Origin of the sequence: Anaerophaga thermohalophila DSM 12881 (assembly GCF_000191885.1) — a bacterium.
Taxonomy (GTDB): Bacteria; Bacteroidota; Bacteroidia; order Bacteroidales; family Marinilabiliaceae; genus Anaerophaga; species Anaerophaga thermohalophila.
Window position 1 is genome coordinate 1 of the sequence record NZ_AEWI01000068.1, and the last position, 15,707, is coordinate 15,707.

13 protein-coding genes are annotated in these 15,707 nt (G+C 42.0%); 3 read left to right on the top strand and 10 right to left on the bottom strand.

The genetic code is table 11. The features are described from left to right. Window positions 1-94: 94 nt before the first annotated feature. From ATH1_RS0114865 to ATH1_RS0114875, 3 genes are all read left to right on the top strand, one after another. Window positions 95-382 carry a transposase gene (locus ATH1_RS0114865; RefSeq protein WP_010423342.1) on the top strand — a complete coding sequence of 96 codons (288 nt, stop codon included), beginning with the start codon at window positions 95-97 and terminating at the stop codon, window positions 380-382. Then, window positions 379-1,206 (top strand): IS3 family transposase, encoded by an 828-nt coding sequence (locus ATH1_RS0114870; RefSeq protein WP_010423343.1) that lies wholly within the window; start codon window positions 379-381, stop codon window positions 1,204-1,206. The genes ATH1_RS0114865 and ATH1_RS0114870 overlap by 4 nt, the downstream gene beginning before the upstream one ends. 937 nt (window positions 1,207-2,143) lie before the next feature. Beyond that, window positions 2,144-3,121: a glycosyltransferase gene (locus ATH1_RS0114875; protein ID WP_010423345.1), complete on the top strand. Its 978-nt coding sequence runs from the start codon at window positions 2,144-2,146 to the stop codon at window positions 3,119-3,121. Between the two features lie 275 nt (window positions 3,122-3,396). Here ATH1_RS0114875 and ATH1_RS0114880 read toward each other — a convergent pair whose 3' ends face one another. From ATH1_RS0114880 to ATH1_RS19645, 10 genes are all read right to left on the bottom strand, one after another. Next, the gene (locus tag ATH1_RS0114880) at window positions 3,397-4,485 is read right to left on the bottom strand and encodes a glycosyltransferase (RefSeq protein WP_010423347.1); all 1,089 of its coding nucleotides are present in this window, start codon (window positions 4,483-4,485) and stop codon (window positions 3,397-3,399) included. Window positions 4,486-4,598: 113 nt separating this feature from the next. Continuing rightward, on the bottom strand, window positions 4,599-5,675 hold the full coding sequence (locus tag ATH1_RS0114885) for a glycosyltransferase family 9 protein (protein ID WP_052306305.1): 1,077 nt from the start codon (window positions 5,673-5,675) through the stop codon (window positions 4,599-4,601). 164 nt (window positions 5,676-5,839) lie between these two features. Then, entirely contained in the window at window positions 5,840-6,448 is a 609-nt protein-coding gene (locus ATH1_RS0114890; protein ID WP_010423351.1) for a DUF4254 domain-containing protein, read from the bottom strand. A gap of 191 nt (window positions 6,449-6,639) precedes the next feature. Next, complete coding sequence (locus ATH1_RS0114900; protein ID WP_010423353.1) at window positions 6,640-6,915, bottom strand: FoF1 ATP synthase subunit delta/epsilon; 276 nt, start codon at window positions 6,913-6,915, stop codon at window positions 6,640-6,642. Beyond that, window positions 6,916-8,433, bottom strand: coding sequence for a F0F1 ATP synthase subunit beta (gene atpD / locus ATH1_RS0114905; RefSeq protein ID WP_010423355.1), 1,518 nt, complete (start codon window positions 8,431-8,433; stop codon window positions 6,916-6,918). Window positions 8,434-8,483: 50 nt separating this feature from the next. Next, on the bottom strand, window positions 8,484-9,455 hold the full coding sequence (locus tag ATH1_RS0114910) for a polyprenyl synthetase family protein (protein WP_010423357.1): 972 nt from the start codon (window positions 9,453-9,455) through the stop codon (window positions 8,484-8,486). A 6-nt stretch (window positions 9,456-9,461) separates the two neighbouring features. Beyond that, window positions 9,462-11,879: an efflux RND transporter permease subunit gene (locus ATH1_RS0114915; protein WP_010423359.1), complete on the bottom strand. Its 2,418-nt coding sequence runs from the start codon at window positions 11,877-11,879 to the stop codon at window positions 9,462-9,464. Window positions 11,880-11,955: 76 nt separating this feature from the next. Beyond that, window positions 11,956-13,014 (bottom strand): hypothetical protein, encoded by a 1,059-nt coding sequence (locus tag ATH1_RS0114920; protein ID WP_245531817.1) that lies wholly within the window; start codon window positions 13,012-13,014, stop codon window positions 11,956-11,958. Window positions 13,015-13,177: 163 nt separating this feature from the next. Next, window positions 13,178-14,785, bottom strand: coding sequence for a 4Fe-4S binding protein (locus tag ATH1_RS0114925; protein ID WP_010423362.1), 1,608 nt, complete (start codon window positions 14,783-14,785; stop codon window positions 13,178-13,180). A 255-nt stretch (window positions 14,786-15,040) separates the two neighbouring features. Further along, the gene (locus ATH1_RS19645) at window positions 15,041-15,667 is read right to left on the bottom strand and encodes a DUF362 domain-containing protein (protein ID WP_342626192.1); all 627 of its coding nucleotides are present in this window, start codon (window positions 15,665-15,667) and stop codon (window positions 15,041-15,043) included. Between the last annotated feature and the right edge of the window lie 40 nt (window positions 15,668-15,707).

The window sequence follows — 15,707 nt, forward strand, 5'->3', positions numbered from 1 at the left end:
CTGACTGAAATACAGAATTTTATGATAGCAAGATGACAAGTTGGGTTAATTCAGACCATGAGTTAAGTTGAAAAAATGTAACTTTACAATTGGTATGAAAACAAGCAGAAGAAAATTTAAGGCGGCTTTTAAAGCCCAAGTAGCTATTGAAGCGCTCAAGGAGCGAGAAACAATAGCTGAACTATCAAAACGTTTTGAAATTCACCCCACGATGATATCCAAATGGAAACAAGAGTTCTTGGATCGCTCATCTGAAATTTTCACAACCAAGGCACCTATGGAAAATTTTGAAGCCGAAAAAGATCGTTTATTTGCCAAGATTGGGCAACTTGAAATGGAAAAAGAATGGCTAAAAAAAATTTCAAAAAGGGGCGGTCTATGAAAGAAATAGAGGGATATGTAAAAGAGAATGAGCATTTAAGCATACGGGCACAATGTGACTTATTAGGTATAACCAGGAGCAATTTATACTATAAAGGCAAGGGTGAAAGTGAAGAAAATCTTAAAATCATGCGTCTTATAGATGAAGAGTATCTCAGGTATCCCACACATGGAGTTTTACAAATACAGGATTTTCTTTTTGCATCGGGGTGTGTTGAAAATGTCAAGCGAGTTCGTCGTTTATTGCGAAAGATGAATATTATGGCCATTTATCCAAAGCGTAATCTGAGCAAATTTGGGGCTGCCCAATACATTCATCCATATTTATTGCGAGGGCTCAAAATACTCAGACCAAATCAAGTATGGGCCATCGACATCACCTACATCCCGATGGAAAAAGGATTTATGTACCTTACCGCCATTATAGATATTTATAGCCGCTATGTTGTTGGCTGGGGTGTCTTTAATAATTTGAATGCAGAAAACAGCCTTACAGTGCTAAAAACAGTTATTAAAAAACACGGAAAACCAGAGATCATTAATTCAGACCAGGGAAGTCAGTTTATATGTCCAATATGGATCGATTTTTTACAAGACGCAGGCATACGTATAAGTATGGATGGGAAAAATAGAGCCATCGACAATATTTTCATCGAACGTTTATGGCGTACTGTAAAACGGGATTATGTGTATCTTAGGCCTCCGGAAAATGGTTCACAACTTTACACCGGGTTAAAGAATTTTTTTTATTATTACAATCATGAGAAAACTCATCAGGGTATTCAAAGACAAATTCCGGCTCAATTATATAAGAAAATTGCCTGATGTGGCGCTACCCGCGCCATGCGTTTTCTTAGGCATTGGCTGATTGAATGTTAAAAAGCCCCGACGCAAGGCCAGGGCTTATTCATTCAGCACAGGTTATTCCTAAAAGGTTGATCGCCAGCAGAGCCTCTTTGCGTTTCACCTGATAAAACAAAGATATGAAGGCTTTTTGAATTTCAACTAAAAAAGTCGGTTTAGTGGTCTGACAAATGGGGAGTAGAATAGGATTCCTGGTATTCCTGGAATAGCTTCTTGAATGTTGATAAGGTCATCCTCATTTTTTGACATCAAAGTAAGGCCGTTAGCACGGAGTTTGCAATATGTGCGAGGCCGAAGGCTTACGCTTATTATCGGTGATCGAAGAGTTGTGGAAAGATTTGGATTTTATAATTGCGAGCTTACGGTTTTCTGAAAAGCAGATATATAGTCAATAACTAAGACGAGCTTTATGTGAATAAAATTTGTATATTTATTGGTTTCGGAAGATAATGAAAATAATTATTGAGCCCGGCTCAAAAGCATCTTTGTTGCCAAACTCATTGTTGTTTTAAATTTTTGAAACGAGCATGACAAAGATTGCCTTAATAGATTATCAGATTTTTAGATATAAGTAATTTAGTCAGTAGTTTTTAGTCAGTAGCCAGTAGTGTGAATTATAAACACAACATACGTCTTTGCGTTTTAGCTTTTTTTACCAACCCCTGCAACACCACAGTTTGCCCGTATAAAGAAAAAATATTTATATTGATGAAACGAGCATGGCAAGGTTTGCCACATAAGAACATGTATAAAACTCAATCATGCGCGTTCCATCCGACCTTAATAATTAAATTTTATGCGGATGAAATGAACATAGATAGGTTTTCTACAATAAGAATATGTATAAATCTTTCATGCGCGTTCCATCAGACCAATAACTTAGACTAATTTTATACTGATGAATATTTTAATTGTTGATGAGAATGGATTGATTCCAGTTAGTACTTATGGAGGTACCCAGAGAGTGATTTGGGCATTGGGAAAAGAGTTATCAAGGATGGGACATAAGGTTGCCTTTTTGGTAGCAAAAGGCTCTGAATGTAATTTTGCTGAGGTTATTGAGCGAAATCCAAGAATTCCGTTGACTATGCAAATTCCGGGCAGAACAGATTTAATTCATTTTAATTCTTCTGTTCCCAAAGAAGTTAAAAAACCTTATGTAGCTACTGTACATTGGTCTGACAGTCCGTACTTGGATAAAAATTCTATTTTTATAAGTCAACATCATGCAGGAAAATTTGGGAGTAGCTGCTTTGTATATAATGGATTGGATTGGGATGAGTATGGCAAAGTCGAACTTAGTGTTAAAAGAAACTACTACCATTTTTTAGGGAAGGCAGCATGGAGTGTAAAAAATGTTCGTGGAGCAATTGCTGTGACCAAAAAAATGCCTCATGAAATACTGCATGTTTTAGGAGGGTATCGATTTAATTTCAAGATGGGATTGCGTTTTACCTTTCATCCCAGGATCAAATTTCATGGTATGGTTGGAGGAGTTGAAAAGAATCATTTACTTCAGGGTTCCAAAGGATTAATCTTCCCGGTGAAATGGCATGAGCCCTTTGGGTTAGCAATAATTGAAAGTTTATTTTTCGGAGCTCCGGTTTTTGGAACACCATTCGGTTCTTTACCTGAGTTGGTGCATAATGATGTTGGCTTTTTATCTACTTCTGCTGGAGAATTAGCAGAACATATAATGCATACTCAATACGATACACGAATATGTCATGAATATGCTCGTGACTTGTTCAACTCACAAGTTATGGCAAAAGCATATTTAAAAAAATATGAAATTGTTTTGTCAGGTAAAACCTTACATGAAAAAAAACCCGAGTTAAAAGCTGACATAGATAAACCCCAATGGAATAATAAATAGTGCCGTGTCATGTATAAATAACGCTCATAGCATCACTGATTTTCGTTTTTTCTGCATGATAAAAACAAAAAAATCAGTTTCAAGTTATACATCATTTTATACATGACATGACACTGGTTGTTTGTGAGAATATTTTTATGGTGATATGTTTATATCACCTCAAAAAGATGCTTACCGATTAACATTAGTTAGTGTTTATGTGTAAATTCGGTAATGATTGGTAGTTTGTAAGAGAGAAAAGTTTCCTTTTCCTGTGTCTGGATGATCTTCATCTCTTATTTGCTGTCAAGAAGTTTGTTCAGCTTCTCAACCATTTTTTGGACGGCAAAATTTTGTGAAACAAAGTGTCGTGCATTGGCACCGACCCTTTTGATTTTTTCCTTGTCCCTGATAACGTTATCCAATGCCGTTGTCAGTTCATCAGTTTTTCCTGGTTTTACCATGTATCCGTTTACACCATTTTCAATAAGCTCCGATATGCCATTCACATTGGTTGAAACAACCGGCAAACCATGTGCCATGGCTTCCAATATTGAATTGGGCATGCCTTCGTAGAGTGAAGAGAAAACAAAAATATCGGCACTTTTGAGAAGTGGATGGATGTTCTCAATAAATCCTAAAAGAATAAATCTTTTTTCAAGCCCAAGCTGTTTTATCTGTTTTCTTAGTTCCGATTGCAATTTCCCGTGACCTGCCAGGAAAAAATAAACGTTCGGATGCGTCTTAACTATTTCTGCTGCAGCAGAGATGAGGTATTTGAAACCTTTTTGTCGAGCCAGCCGGCCTGTTGATAAAATAATTACCGGGTTTTTTTCTTCATTGGGAAGGTACTTTGAATAGTCAAATGCTTCAATATTATCCGGAATTTCTTCGACGCCATTGAATACAACCTTTACAAAATCTTTCCCCACGGGAACAAAAGAGTCGTAATATTCTTTTATGGTATTGGTATTGGTAATTATACCATCGCTGTACAAACGAATGGTCCACTTATACCACCAGTTGTTTTTAAGAAGTTGCAGCCCTTGCCTTGAGTACACTTTGGCTTTGGAGCCGGTCAGTTTCAGGGCCATTGATGCCACGCGCCAGTCTTTATTCTGGCAGCCAATTATTACATCGGGTTCAAATGATTTAAAGAAGCGACAAAATTTAAAGCCCGCGAAGGCATCAAAATCCGAATTGACCCCGATTTCTTTAACAGGAATATTTTCTGCTTTTGCTTTGCGGGCAAGTTTCGAATTTTTCCTGCAAATGGCTACCACATTGTGTCCAACCGACATCAGCCCGGAAGCGGCCATGATCATCCACTTTTCACCGCCACCCCATTTGTTTTTACCTATTGAATTGATTAATACAATATTCATCAGTATGAAATAAGTCTAAGTCATTGGTCTGGTGGAACTCGCGTGATTGAGCTTTATACATGTTCTTTTGTGACAATCTTTGCTGCTCGTTTCATCCGGGCTTTATTGTTTTCTTATTTTGCTTTTATTTTATGTAGTATCATTTCGGGAGTTATGTTCATCATGCATGCAAAATCGCCTCTATGACAGGGTTTATTCCCGAAAACCGAACAGGGCCGACATTCAAGATCAATCTGAACAGCATCATCGGGCGATTGTCCGTATCCGTAAAAACCGGCAAAAGGATGGGTAGCTCCCCAAATGCTGATGACACGGGTTCCTGCCAGACTGGCCAGGTGCATATTGGCCGAGTCCATGGATATCATCACATCGAGCTGCGACATTAGTTGCAACTCTTCCCGCATGCTCAACTGACCTGCAAATGTACTTGCTTTTTTAAAATTGGCTGCCCATTCTTCCAGTTTTTCCTGTTCCTCGCCTCTGCCGCCAAACAAAATTATCCTGTTGTCCTCTTTATCTAAAATGCATAAAAGGTTCCACATCTTTTCTTCAGGCCACATTTTCCAATTATGTTTCGCAAAGGGAGCAACGCCGATGGTAAAACCGGCCGGATTTTCCCGGGAGGGGGCTGACGCTGCTTCCTGTTGTTTATCAGACGCAAAAAGATCATTTGGTTGCTTGGTTCCAAATAATTCTTTACCGGGAAAAGGGACCATTTCAAATGGGAATCCTGCTTTTTTGAATGTTGTCTGGTACCGGGAAATCGTCGATTGCAGTGGTTTAAATATCTTATTACTTTTTCGTGTCAGCGCCTTTTTTTCTTTACGTCCCTTGTTAATCCTTGCAACCCTGGTGCCGGAAATCCTGAAAAGAGTTGTTAGTACGTGCGTACGGAGAACGCTGTGCAAATCGACAACGACTTCCCATGGGCCATTGTTCCTGAGTTCACGATAAAGCCTGAAAAGGCCGGCCAGGCCCTTGTGTCTCTCTTTTAAACTTAGCGGGAAAAAGTGGATGTTTGGCAGCGGGGCTACCATATCTTTTGCAAAAGGGCGGGAAACAAACCAAACTTCATATTCGTGATAGCGCTGCGAAAACGACCAAAGCACCGGAACTGTCATGGCAACATCTCCCAGGGCACTGAAGCGAAAAACGAGGATTTTTTTTATATGAGTCACATCCTCTGACATAAAAAGGATTTTAAAGGTTGAGTGCAGTATAAAAAGCATATTTTTGTCAAAATCAAGGCGTTTTAAATTCTTGTAACGGAGTTAACTTGTTGTTAATGAGGATGCAAAAATTTAAAACAACAACGAGTTTGGCAACAAAGATGCTTTTTAGACCGGGCTCAAGGTTATTTTTTATTTTTATATAGCACAGGATTCAGCGACGGGTCGTTGTACATCTTCATTTGCTTGTAGGTTTTCATGTATTTTCGTCCCGCTTCGATATCGGCAATCAACTGGTCAATAGCAGTGCTGAGGTCTTCTCTCTGCTGAAGAAGTACCGAAAGTTTCAGATTACATTTTTCGAGATGTTCAGGTGACGCATCCGGGCGTTTTACTTCCTGCTGCATGTGGTAAATTTTCAAGCCGAGAATTGAAAGACGGTCGATGGCCCAGGCCGGACTTTCGGTGTTTATGGTAGCATCGGGAGCTACTTTTACATCTTTGTATTTATCCAGGAAATAGTCATCAATTGATTCGACCAGGTCGGTACGATCCTGGTTGGATTTATCGATGCGCCGCTTGATTTTTAATGCTTCTTGGGGTTGAATTTCCGGATCGCGAATGATGTCCTCGAGGTGCCATTGAACAGCATCAATCCAGTTTTTCCTGAAAAGCAGGTTTTCGATAGTGCCTTGGTCATAAGGATTTTCGGGGGTGGCATCCACGTTGTCAAACTCGTGATAGTATTCCGTGGTTTCGTTGAAAATCTTGTTGCAGAGTTTGCTAAATGTCATATTAACAGTTTTTTGGATAGAGGCAGAGCAAAAAGTTTTTGCGTGAAATACTGCTTCCCGGTTATCATTTCACAAAAATAGGGAAACCCCGGACAAAATACAGAAAAACTGTCATCAAAATCGAATCGACAAGTCAAGATGGGCATCTAACCCCGACCGGATTATTTTCTGCAGAGTTGAAAGACATGATTTTAGAGGTCTGCTTTATTTTCACCAGGCAGTTCATTCATCAGAACAACGGTATGATTGTCGTGACATTCAAGAACACCTTCTTTACACTCGAAATGGTGTTCGTATCCGTCTTTTCCGATAACCCTGATTTTACCTTTGGTGAGCGTTGAAATAATTGGTGCATGATCGCGAAGTAGGACAAAACGTCCCATGGAACCGGGGACTTCAACCAATCCGACCGGGCCGTCAAAAAGAATTTTTTCGGGCGTAATTATTTCGAGATAGAGATCGTCCATTTATTTTTGTTTGGATTCTTTCAACATTTTTTCTCCTTTTTCGATGGCTTGTTCAATGGTACCCACCAGGTTGAATGCTGCCTCGGGGTATTTATCGGTTTCTCCGTCCATGATCATGTTAAAGCCCTTGATGGTATCTTCGATGGAAACGAGTTCTCCTTTGATCCCTGTAAATTGTTCGGCCACATGAAAAGGTTGTGAGAGGAACCGCTGTACGCGTCTTGCCCGTGAAACAACAAGTTTGTCTTCTTCCGACAGTTCTTCCATTCCAAGGATAGCGATAATGTCCTGCAATTCTTTGTATCGCTGAAGAATTTCTTTGACTCGTTGGGCTGTTTTATAATGGTTTTCTCCAACAATGTCGGGAGAAAGGATCCGTGAAGTCGAATCCAGAGGGTCTACCGCGGGATAAATCCCTAACTCGGTAATTTTCCGGCTCAGGACGGTTGTGGCGTCAAGATGAGTGAACGTTGTGGCCGGCGCCGGGTCGGTAAGGTCGTCAGCCGGCACGTAGACTGCCTGTACGGAAGTAATAGAGCCCGACTTGGTAGATGTGATCCTTTCCTGAAGGGCGCCCATTTCTGATGATAAGGTGGGCTGATAACCCACTGCCGACGGCATACGCCCCAGTAGTGCCGATACTTCTGAGCCGGCCTGTGTAAAACGGAATATGTTGTCGATGAAAAGTAATATGTCGCTTCCACCGCCTTCTTTTTTGCCGCTGTCGCGAAATGTTTCGGCGATGGTCAGCGCTGAAAGAGCTACGCGGGCACGGGCTCCAGGGGGTTCATTCATTTGTCCGAAGACCATCGATACCTGAGATTTTTTCAATGCTTCGGCATCTACCTTTTCCAGGTCCCAATGGCCGGCCTCCATGCTCTTTTTGAATTCATCGCCGTAGTTTACGATCCCGGCCTCCACCATTTCTCTCAGAAGGTCGTTTCCTTCGCGGGTACGTTCGCCCACGCCTCCGAAAACGGAATAGCCGCTGTATCCTTTGGCAATATTGTTGATTAGTTCCTGAATAAGAACGGTCTTGCCGACTCCTGCGCCTCCAAATAAGCCGATTTTTCCTCCTTTGGCATAAGGTTCGATGAGGTCGATCACCTTAATACCGGTAAACAGAATCTCAGTTTCAGTAGATAGTGAATCATAGTCGGGTGCCGGTTTATGGATGGGGCTCCTTTCGCTGGTTTCAATAGCAGGAAGTCCGTCGATGGGACGTCCAATGACATTCATCAGCCGGCCCTTTACATTTTCTCCTGAGGGCATAGTGATGGCATTACCAGTTGCTATAACTTCCATACCTCTTTTTAACCCGTCGGTAGAATCCATGGCAATACACCGGATGGTATGTTCCCCGATGTGTTGTTCACACTCAAGGATCAATATGCTATTGTCTTCCCTTTGTATTTCAAGGGCTTCGTTTATTTTTGGAAGGTGCTCGTCCTTAAGGTCAAAACTGACATCAACGACAGGGCCGATTACCTGCGATATAGTGCCTTTTAATTGAGTCATGATATAAAAATTTTTTTTCGAATTAAATCAGGATAAGTAAAAACGAACATTTATCTTGCCCGTGCCATCAGTTTATGGGCAAAGTTTTCTATTTCCTTCTTAATCTCCTGGTCACCGTTTATTTTTTCGAAATTTTCCAGGGAACGAAAAAAGAAATCATCTCTTTTCCTGGTGACAATTTCGGAAACACCTGCTTCGTTATAGAGCTGTGTCACGGCAGCAATTTTTTCATCCGCATTGTAGTCTTTACGTTCCAGCCAGTCCAAAAGTTGCTTCCTTGGTTCTTTTTCAAGTCTGTTAAGGGTTGAGATCAAAAGAAACGTTTTTTTATTGTTCAGGATATCACTTCCGATCTGTTTTCCAAAGGTTTCCTGATTGCCAAATACATCCAGCCAGTCATCCTGCAGCTGGAAGGCCATTCCAATGTCCTGGCCGAATTTGTAAAGGAGGCTGCAATCCCGTAGGCTTCCTCCGCCCAGAATGCCTCCGATTTTCATGCTTGCCCCGATCAGAACAGCCGTTTTCAGGCGTATCATGTCCAGATAACCTTCTTCGGTGACATCGGTGGTTTTTTCAAACTCCATATCAAACTGCTGACCTTCACATACCTCGATGGCTGTTTTGTTGAAGACTTCCAAAACCTGGGGCAACACTCCTACCGGACTTTTACTGATAAGCTCATAAGATTTTATAAGCATAAGGTCGCCGGAGAGGATTGCGGTATTATCGTCCCATCTTTTGTGTACTGTCTCATGATTGCGGCGGACATCCGAGCGATCCATAATATCATCATGGAGGAGCGTGAAATTGTGAAATACTTCAAGGCCGAGGGCAGGCATCAGTGCCGGTGAATAATCTCCGAAGAGACCGGCCGAAGCCAGGCATAGTACAGGCCTTAGCCGCTTCCCTCCAAGCGAAAGAATATATTTTACCGGTTCATATAGTCCTTCCGGACGTTTCATGCCGCCAATCATCTGAAGCTGATCTTCAATGATACTGCGATATTCATCAATTCTCAACATGCGCTTTTATTTTTTTGTGTCCGGCTCTTTTTCCTTGCTTTCTGCAGTTTTCCCTATTTTCAATTCTTCAAAGTCTATGTCTTCATCCTCATTGTAGATGGTCAACAAAGGCTCCCTGAATGTCTCGTTGGTAATGAGCCTTTCCAGTCCGAGCAGCAACGATGGTAACAATATCAGATTTGAGAACAGTGCCACCAGTAAAGTCAAAGCAACCAGTGCTCCCAACGCGACGGTTCCTCCAAAACTTGATACCGTAAATATACCAAATCCAAAGAAAAGAATAACAGAAGTATAGATCATACTTCGTCCGGTTTCTTTCAATGCCAGAACTGTGGCGGCCTGTATGCTCCAGTTGGTGGCACCGAGTTCCTGACGGTATTTGGCAAGAAAATGAATGGTATCATCAACCGAAATACCAAAAGCTATGCTAAATACCAATATTGTCGATGGCTTTATGGGGATGTTAAAAACGCCCATTAGTGCAGCCGTTGTAATGAGTGGGATCAGATTGGGGATCAGTGAAACAATTACCATTCTTTTTGATCGGAACATCCAGGCCATAAAAGAGGCAATCAGTAACACAGCCAGGCCAAGGCTGATAAAAAGATTGCGTACAAGATAGTCTGTTCCTTTAAAGAAAACAATGCTGGATCCGGTTATTGACGTGTTGTAGTCCGGCTTTGGAAAAATGGAATCTGCCAGCGACTTGATTTTTGTATTCAGAACCTGCATTTTGGTTGTCCCGACATCTTTCATACGAAAACTGATTCTCGCTTTTTGACGGGTAGAATCTACAAATGAAGTTGTAACTGCGGAACCGTTACCCATTTCACGCGGAATATACGACATGATAAAATTTCGCTCCATGGCGTTTGGAAGTGAATAGTATGCCGGATTGCCATTGTAGAATGCCTGTTTTGCAAATTTCATCAGTTGTATCACTGAAAGGCCCTGGGAAATTTCAGGGAATGCTTTCATCTTTTCCTGAAAACTTTCCATTTTTTGCAGGTTTTTCTGAGCCATGATGCCCCCGGGATTTTTTGTGTCTATCATTACTTCGAGGGGCATCAGGCCGCTGAAATGATGTTCAAAAAAATTCAGGTCTTTATATAAGCGATGATTGTGGGGGATATCATCAAGCATATAACCGGTCGTTTTCATTTGAGAGATGCCGAATCCGCCGAAAATCAGCAATCCAAGTGTCGCGGCATAAACTATTTTTTTGTGATTTAGGGAGATATGAACCAGGCGGTTAATAATTTTCTGGAAAAACCGGCTGTTCAGGTGTCGTACATGTCGCTCTTTTGGGTCGGGTAAAAAACTGAAAATCGAAGGGATGAGCAAAATTGACAGCACAAATACCACCATAATATTAATGGCTGCCATGATGCCAAATTCGACAAGAAGCCTGCTGCTGGTAAAAATAAAGGTAGCAAAACCACTTGCGGTGGTGAGATTGGTCAGGAATGTGGCATTTCCGATTTTTTGGATGACGCGCTGTAATGATTTTATTTTATTGCCATGATTGCGAAATTCATGATGAAACTTATTAAGCAGAAAAACCGAATTAGGAATGCCGATCACGATTATGAGAGGCGGGATCATTCCTGTCAGGATGGTTACTTTATATCCCATTATCCCTTGTAATCCAAGCGCCCAGATTACTGCCATTCCCACAACAAGCATGGAGAATAGCACCACTTTAAACGACCTGAAGAACAGGAAAATTATAATTGCAGTAATGCCCAGTGCCAACCAGATGAACATGTTTAACTCTCTTTTGATCATCTCGGCTGTTTCAACGCGGATGTAGGGCAATCCGGATAGGCGGATATTGTTTCCTGTCACGGAAGAATATTTTTCTGCCTGGTTTTCTATTTTTCTGATCAGCGGGACTCTTTTCGGACTTTCAAGCACCTTCTTGTCAAGGATGACAGCCATTAGAAAAGTGCTGGTTTCCGGATTGTAGACAAGGTTTTTGTAAAATTTCAGGTCGGTAAATGTGTGTTTTAAGGAGTCGAGCTGTTGCTGGTTGTCCGTTTCTTCGAAAACCGGTGTAATTTCAAATTTTTTTATTTCCGGATTTCGCTTGAGATTGTATGCATCGGAGACCGAAAAGACCGAGGTAATGCCGTTAATCATTTCCAGTGATTGCGATAATTGTTGCCATTGCTTAAAGTGCTGAATGTCGAAAAATAACGAATCCTGCACACCGAGAACTATTAAGTTGCCCTCGTTACCAAATTCTTCAACAAACTTTTCGTATTCAAGATTGGCCGGGTCATCCTTCGGCAAAAGGGGAGCATATTCATAAGACATCTCTATTTTGCGCGACTGAAACCCCATGAAAGCAGTTGCCAGGGCCAGAACAATCAGAATAGAAAGCCGGTTTCGGAGAATAAAACTGGCAATACGAATCCACATAAATCAACAGGTTACCACAAAAATCCAAACAAAAACGCTGCGAATTTAGGAAAAAATCGGGAGTTTGTAGTTGTTTTTAAAACATCTGTTGTTCGAAGAGTCCGCGTTTACGCCCCTGTTTTTTCCCGAAATAGAATGAAATATCAAAGAACGGAAGTATGCTCAAAGACTTGTTATCAATGGTCCCAATGCCAATTATGTATCCTCCGGAGACTGAAAAGTCTGAAACCGGGAAGTATTCTACCGATGATTGTTGCTCAACAGAGATTTCACCGGGGAAATTACCGCCAAGCATCCTGATTTCGCCACGTGCGTATAAGTAGGGTTGTATTTGCCAGTCGCCCATTAATCCAAGCGTTATCAGCCATCCTTCGCCTAAATAGGACATACTTCTGGGCGTTTTAAACTGATCTTCCTTCAGATAAACAGAATCGTTGTCGAAAGAAATTCCATAATCAAAGGCCAGTGCAGCCGAAAGTATCAGATAGGGCTGATGTGGATTACAATGCAGGCTGCTGAAAAACGGCCTGCTGAAGATTAACTGGTTCTTCAGTGACAGGATAAAAGGAACATCTGAAACGGAATCGGCAAGAAAATTACCGTTGTTTTCACTGGCATTATTTAGCCCGGGCCATGACGAATAGACACCATGAAGCGAAGAAACCCATAACTTACCACGCGATATTTCATTTTTCAGGAAGAGGTTCGGTACCCGGTAATCAATTCCCAGCCATGTTGATAATTCAAGTCCTTCTTTTAACCCGTAGCGTGACGGGGTTGTAACACTTATGTTGCCTGCTTTATGGTATGATGTTGCAGCTGTTTTGGCCGACCAGATGTAATCGTCGCGTAATTCGCTCACAGAAGAACCTGACGGTTGAAAAGGATTGAACAGATTGCCTTCTCCTGCCCCCCTTTTTCTTGTTCCCGGATCCCTGGTTGCTTTTTCTTCCTGACTGCTCTTTTTGAACGGCCATATCTGGGCTTCCATGCGAACAGAAACAGAAAAAAACAATAGCACTAATAATATGGTAGCCCGTCTTAACATTATAATATTTGTATGGTGACGGCGCCTGTCATCTACAACCTGGCCTGATGGTCCTGAATATCTGACCACCTCTATTTTTAGATACATGAAACGAGCATGGCAAAGATTACCACAAAAGAACATGTATAAGTTCTTGCATGCGAGTTCCATCAGACCAATAACTTAGACTAATATATACTGATGAAACAGCATTATGCCATTACCTTTTAATTCAGGCCTTTTTTAAACGAACTATTGCCCTTACCTGTTATCAGAACGGGAAATCTTCTTCACTGTCTACTTTCTGTTTTGCGCCCTCCTGTGGTTTATCAGCTTTTTGTTGAACCGCATTGCCGTTTACATAAATGGCTTTAAATGGTTCGGGTACCGGACATGGATGCTCACAGGCTCCGCAGCCAATACAAATGGATTGATCTACTTCCGGAATGCGTAAACCGTTTTTATATGGCACCATCTGAACGGCCTTCGTCGGGCAATGTTCCGAGCAGGCCCCGCAAACTGTCTCATCTGTGTAAACCACGCAGTTCTGTTTCACAAAAACGGCCTTGCCCATCTGGGTAATTTGTTTTTCTTCTAAAGGCAGAGGCAGAATAGCGCCTGTTGGACAAACCTCACCGCATTTGTTGCAATCGTAATTGCAAAAGTAGGTCGTATAATCCATGTGCGGCTGCATAAAACCGTTGAGCCCGTATTCGGTGAGAGCCGGTTGCAAAACGCCGGTAGGACAGGCTGCTACACATAGGGAGCAGCCGGTACAAATATCGTTAAAACGCTTTATGTTTCCTGCACCGGGGGGTGCTACAGGATGGTCTTTCTTATTTTTGATCAGGTTTTTCTGATTTTCCGGGAGCTTTTCCTTTTTCAGGGCATATATTCTGCTGCCTGTCAAGAGGGCAAGCCCTGTGATCAACAATTTTCTGCGTGTGTTCTGCCTGGTTGCGGTATTGTTGACTTCTTCGGTTGAAGGTCGGACATTCTCAAACCCCTGTGCCTTTTTTACCGGCCGCAGAGAGAGGGCCGACTCGGGACAAATATCCAGACAGTTGAAGCACGAAACGCATCTGGTATGGTCTACCGTATAATTCCTGAGGTCAATACACTCGCTTTTGCAGACAGCGGCACAATCGGCACATCTGGTACAGGTGTCCTGATCAAATTGCACTTTAAGAAATGAAAAACGTGAAACTTCTCCAAGCAACGTACCTACAGGACAGATGGTGTTACAGAAGAGTCGGCCGCGTTTCCATGCAAAATAACCAATGGCCGCGATGACGGCAAAGGCCAGAATGGCCGGCAGAATGTGAGCAACCATCAGGTTTTTGTGGTATACGGAATAAATTTCGAAGTTCTGAAGAACAGGCGCAAGAATGCCATTATTAAACCAGACGGCCAAAGGTTTAAACAGATAAGTAAAAACCCTGGCTGCAATGCTGTAGGGATCAAGCCAGGTAACAATCCACCCGGCGCCAAAGGCGACAGCCAGCACCATGATGCCCAGAAACGTGTACCGGGTTACGGGATGCGGCTTTTTGTATTTGAAGAAACGTTTCTTCTTTGAACGCCATCTCGAAATACGAGTAATGACATCCTGCATTATACCAAGCGGACAAATGGCCGAACAATAGAGGCGTCCGGTCAGAAGTGTCAGCAACAATACGAAAACAAAGCCACCTGCTGTTGCCAAAGAAAAGACGACCAGGAAATGCAAAAAAGAAGGAACAAACTGCACATAAAGTATGGTATCGAATGTTTTATCCGGTAGCCATTCGTAAATATCAATAAATAAAATAAAAGTCAGTAACAGCACAGCTATGGCTATGATGATCCGACCTTTCCTTAACAATTTGTATAAGGTCATAGTGCTAATCAAATTACAGGTGAGTCCGGTTTAAAAAGCATATTTTTTTTGTCAAAACCGAGACGGTTTAAAATTTTGTACCAGAGTTAACTCGTTGTTAATGAGGATGCAAAAATTTAAAACAGCAATGAGTTTGGCAGCAAAGATGCTTTTTAGACCGGGCTCACAGGTTAAATGAGAAACCGGTATTTGTTATATATACCCGAAAGGGCAGCTTAAGAGATAAGTATTCCTGAACATTCGTAGGAATAGGATTTATCCCATTTTGATCCTTTTAATGGCAAGTTGATCCAGGGCCATTGAGCCTAATCCCATTTCATTTGCAAGCCTGATGTGCTTTATATTTTCGGGTTTTTCGCCGAACATCAGGGTGGCTGCAGCATCTACTGCAACGATGTCTTTACCTGCTATAAGTGCTTTGAGGTCAACAACGTCTGATACGGATACACCACGAGGTCCGTTCCGGGTCAGCATCCTGTAACCGTCGACTATATTCAGGTCGGGTTTGCGATAGGTCAGGAAATCTGCAATGCATTGGCTCAGATCATTGCCATGGTAAAAACCCCTATCCCAAACTACTCCCATCAGGTTTTTCATGCCCAGCGTTACTGTGGTAGAACCATGATGTTTGAGAATCGGGACATTGATAAAAACATCGGCCTCCAATAGTTCGCGATGAACTTTTGTATTTTTCAATCGCCGGCCGTTGGGGACTGATACTTCACGGTAGAACGATTCATTGTTGCCGGGAAATACTTTAGCTCCGGCAGCTCTTGCTGTTTCTTCAAGCTTACTGTTCTTGTAGCAACGGTCCCACTGATCGCAGGTGTGATCAAAGACGACCACTTCTGCTGCGCCGGCATCGAAACAGCTTTTAATAATTCAAGTTTCCCACTTCTGTAAGCCTTGAAAAAAGGGGATA

Coding starts and splice junctions, on each gene's coding strand:
- ATH1_RS0114865 (WP_010423342.1), top strand. CDS start 95: ATGAAAACAAGCAGAAGAAAATTTAAGGCGGCTTTTAAAGCCCAAGTA.
- ATH1_RS0114870 (WP_010423343.1), top strand. CDS start 379: ATGAAAGAAATAGAGGGATATGTAAAAGAGAATGAGCATTTAAGCATA.
- ATH1_RS0114875 (WP_010423345.1), top strand. CDS start 2,144: ATGAATATTTTAATTGTTGATGAGAATGGATTGATTCCAGTTAGTACT.
- ATH1_RS0114880 (WP_010423347.1), bottom strand. CDS start 4,485: ATGAATATTGTATTAATCAATTCAATAGGTAAAAACAAATGGGGTGGC.
- ATH1_RS0114885 (WP_052306305.1), bottom strand. CDS start 5,675: ATGTCAGAGGATGTGACTCATATAAAAAAAATCCTCGTTTTTCGCTTC.
- ATH1_RS0114890 (WP_010423351.1), bottom strand. CDS start 6,448: ATGACATTTAGCAAACTCTGCAACAAGATTTTCAACGAAACCACGGAA.
- ATH1_RS0114900 (WP_010423353.1), bottom strand. CDS start 6,915: ATGGACGATCTCTATCTCGAAATAATTACGCCCGAAAAAATTCTTTTT.
- atpD (WP_010423355.1), bottom strand. CDS start 8,433: ATGACTCAATTAAAAGGCACTATATCGCAGGTAATCGGCCCTGTCGTT.
- ATH1_RS0114910 (WP_010423357.1), bottom strand. CDS start 9,455: ATGTTGAGAATTGATGAATATCGCAGTATCATTGAAGATCAGCTTCAG.
- ATH1_RS0114915 (WP_010423359.1), bottom strand. CDS start 11,879: ATGTGGATTCGTATTGCCAGTTTTATTCTCCGAAACCGGCTTTCTATT.
- ATH1_RS0114920 (WP_245531817.1), bottom strand. CDS start 13,014: ATGTATCTAAAAATAGAGGTGGTCAGATATTCAGGACCATCAGGCCAG.
- ATH1_RS0114925 (WP_010423362.1), bottom strand. CDS start 14,785: ATGACCTTATACAAATTGTTAAGGAAAGGTCGGATCATCATAGCCATA.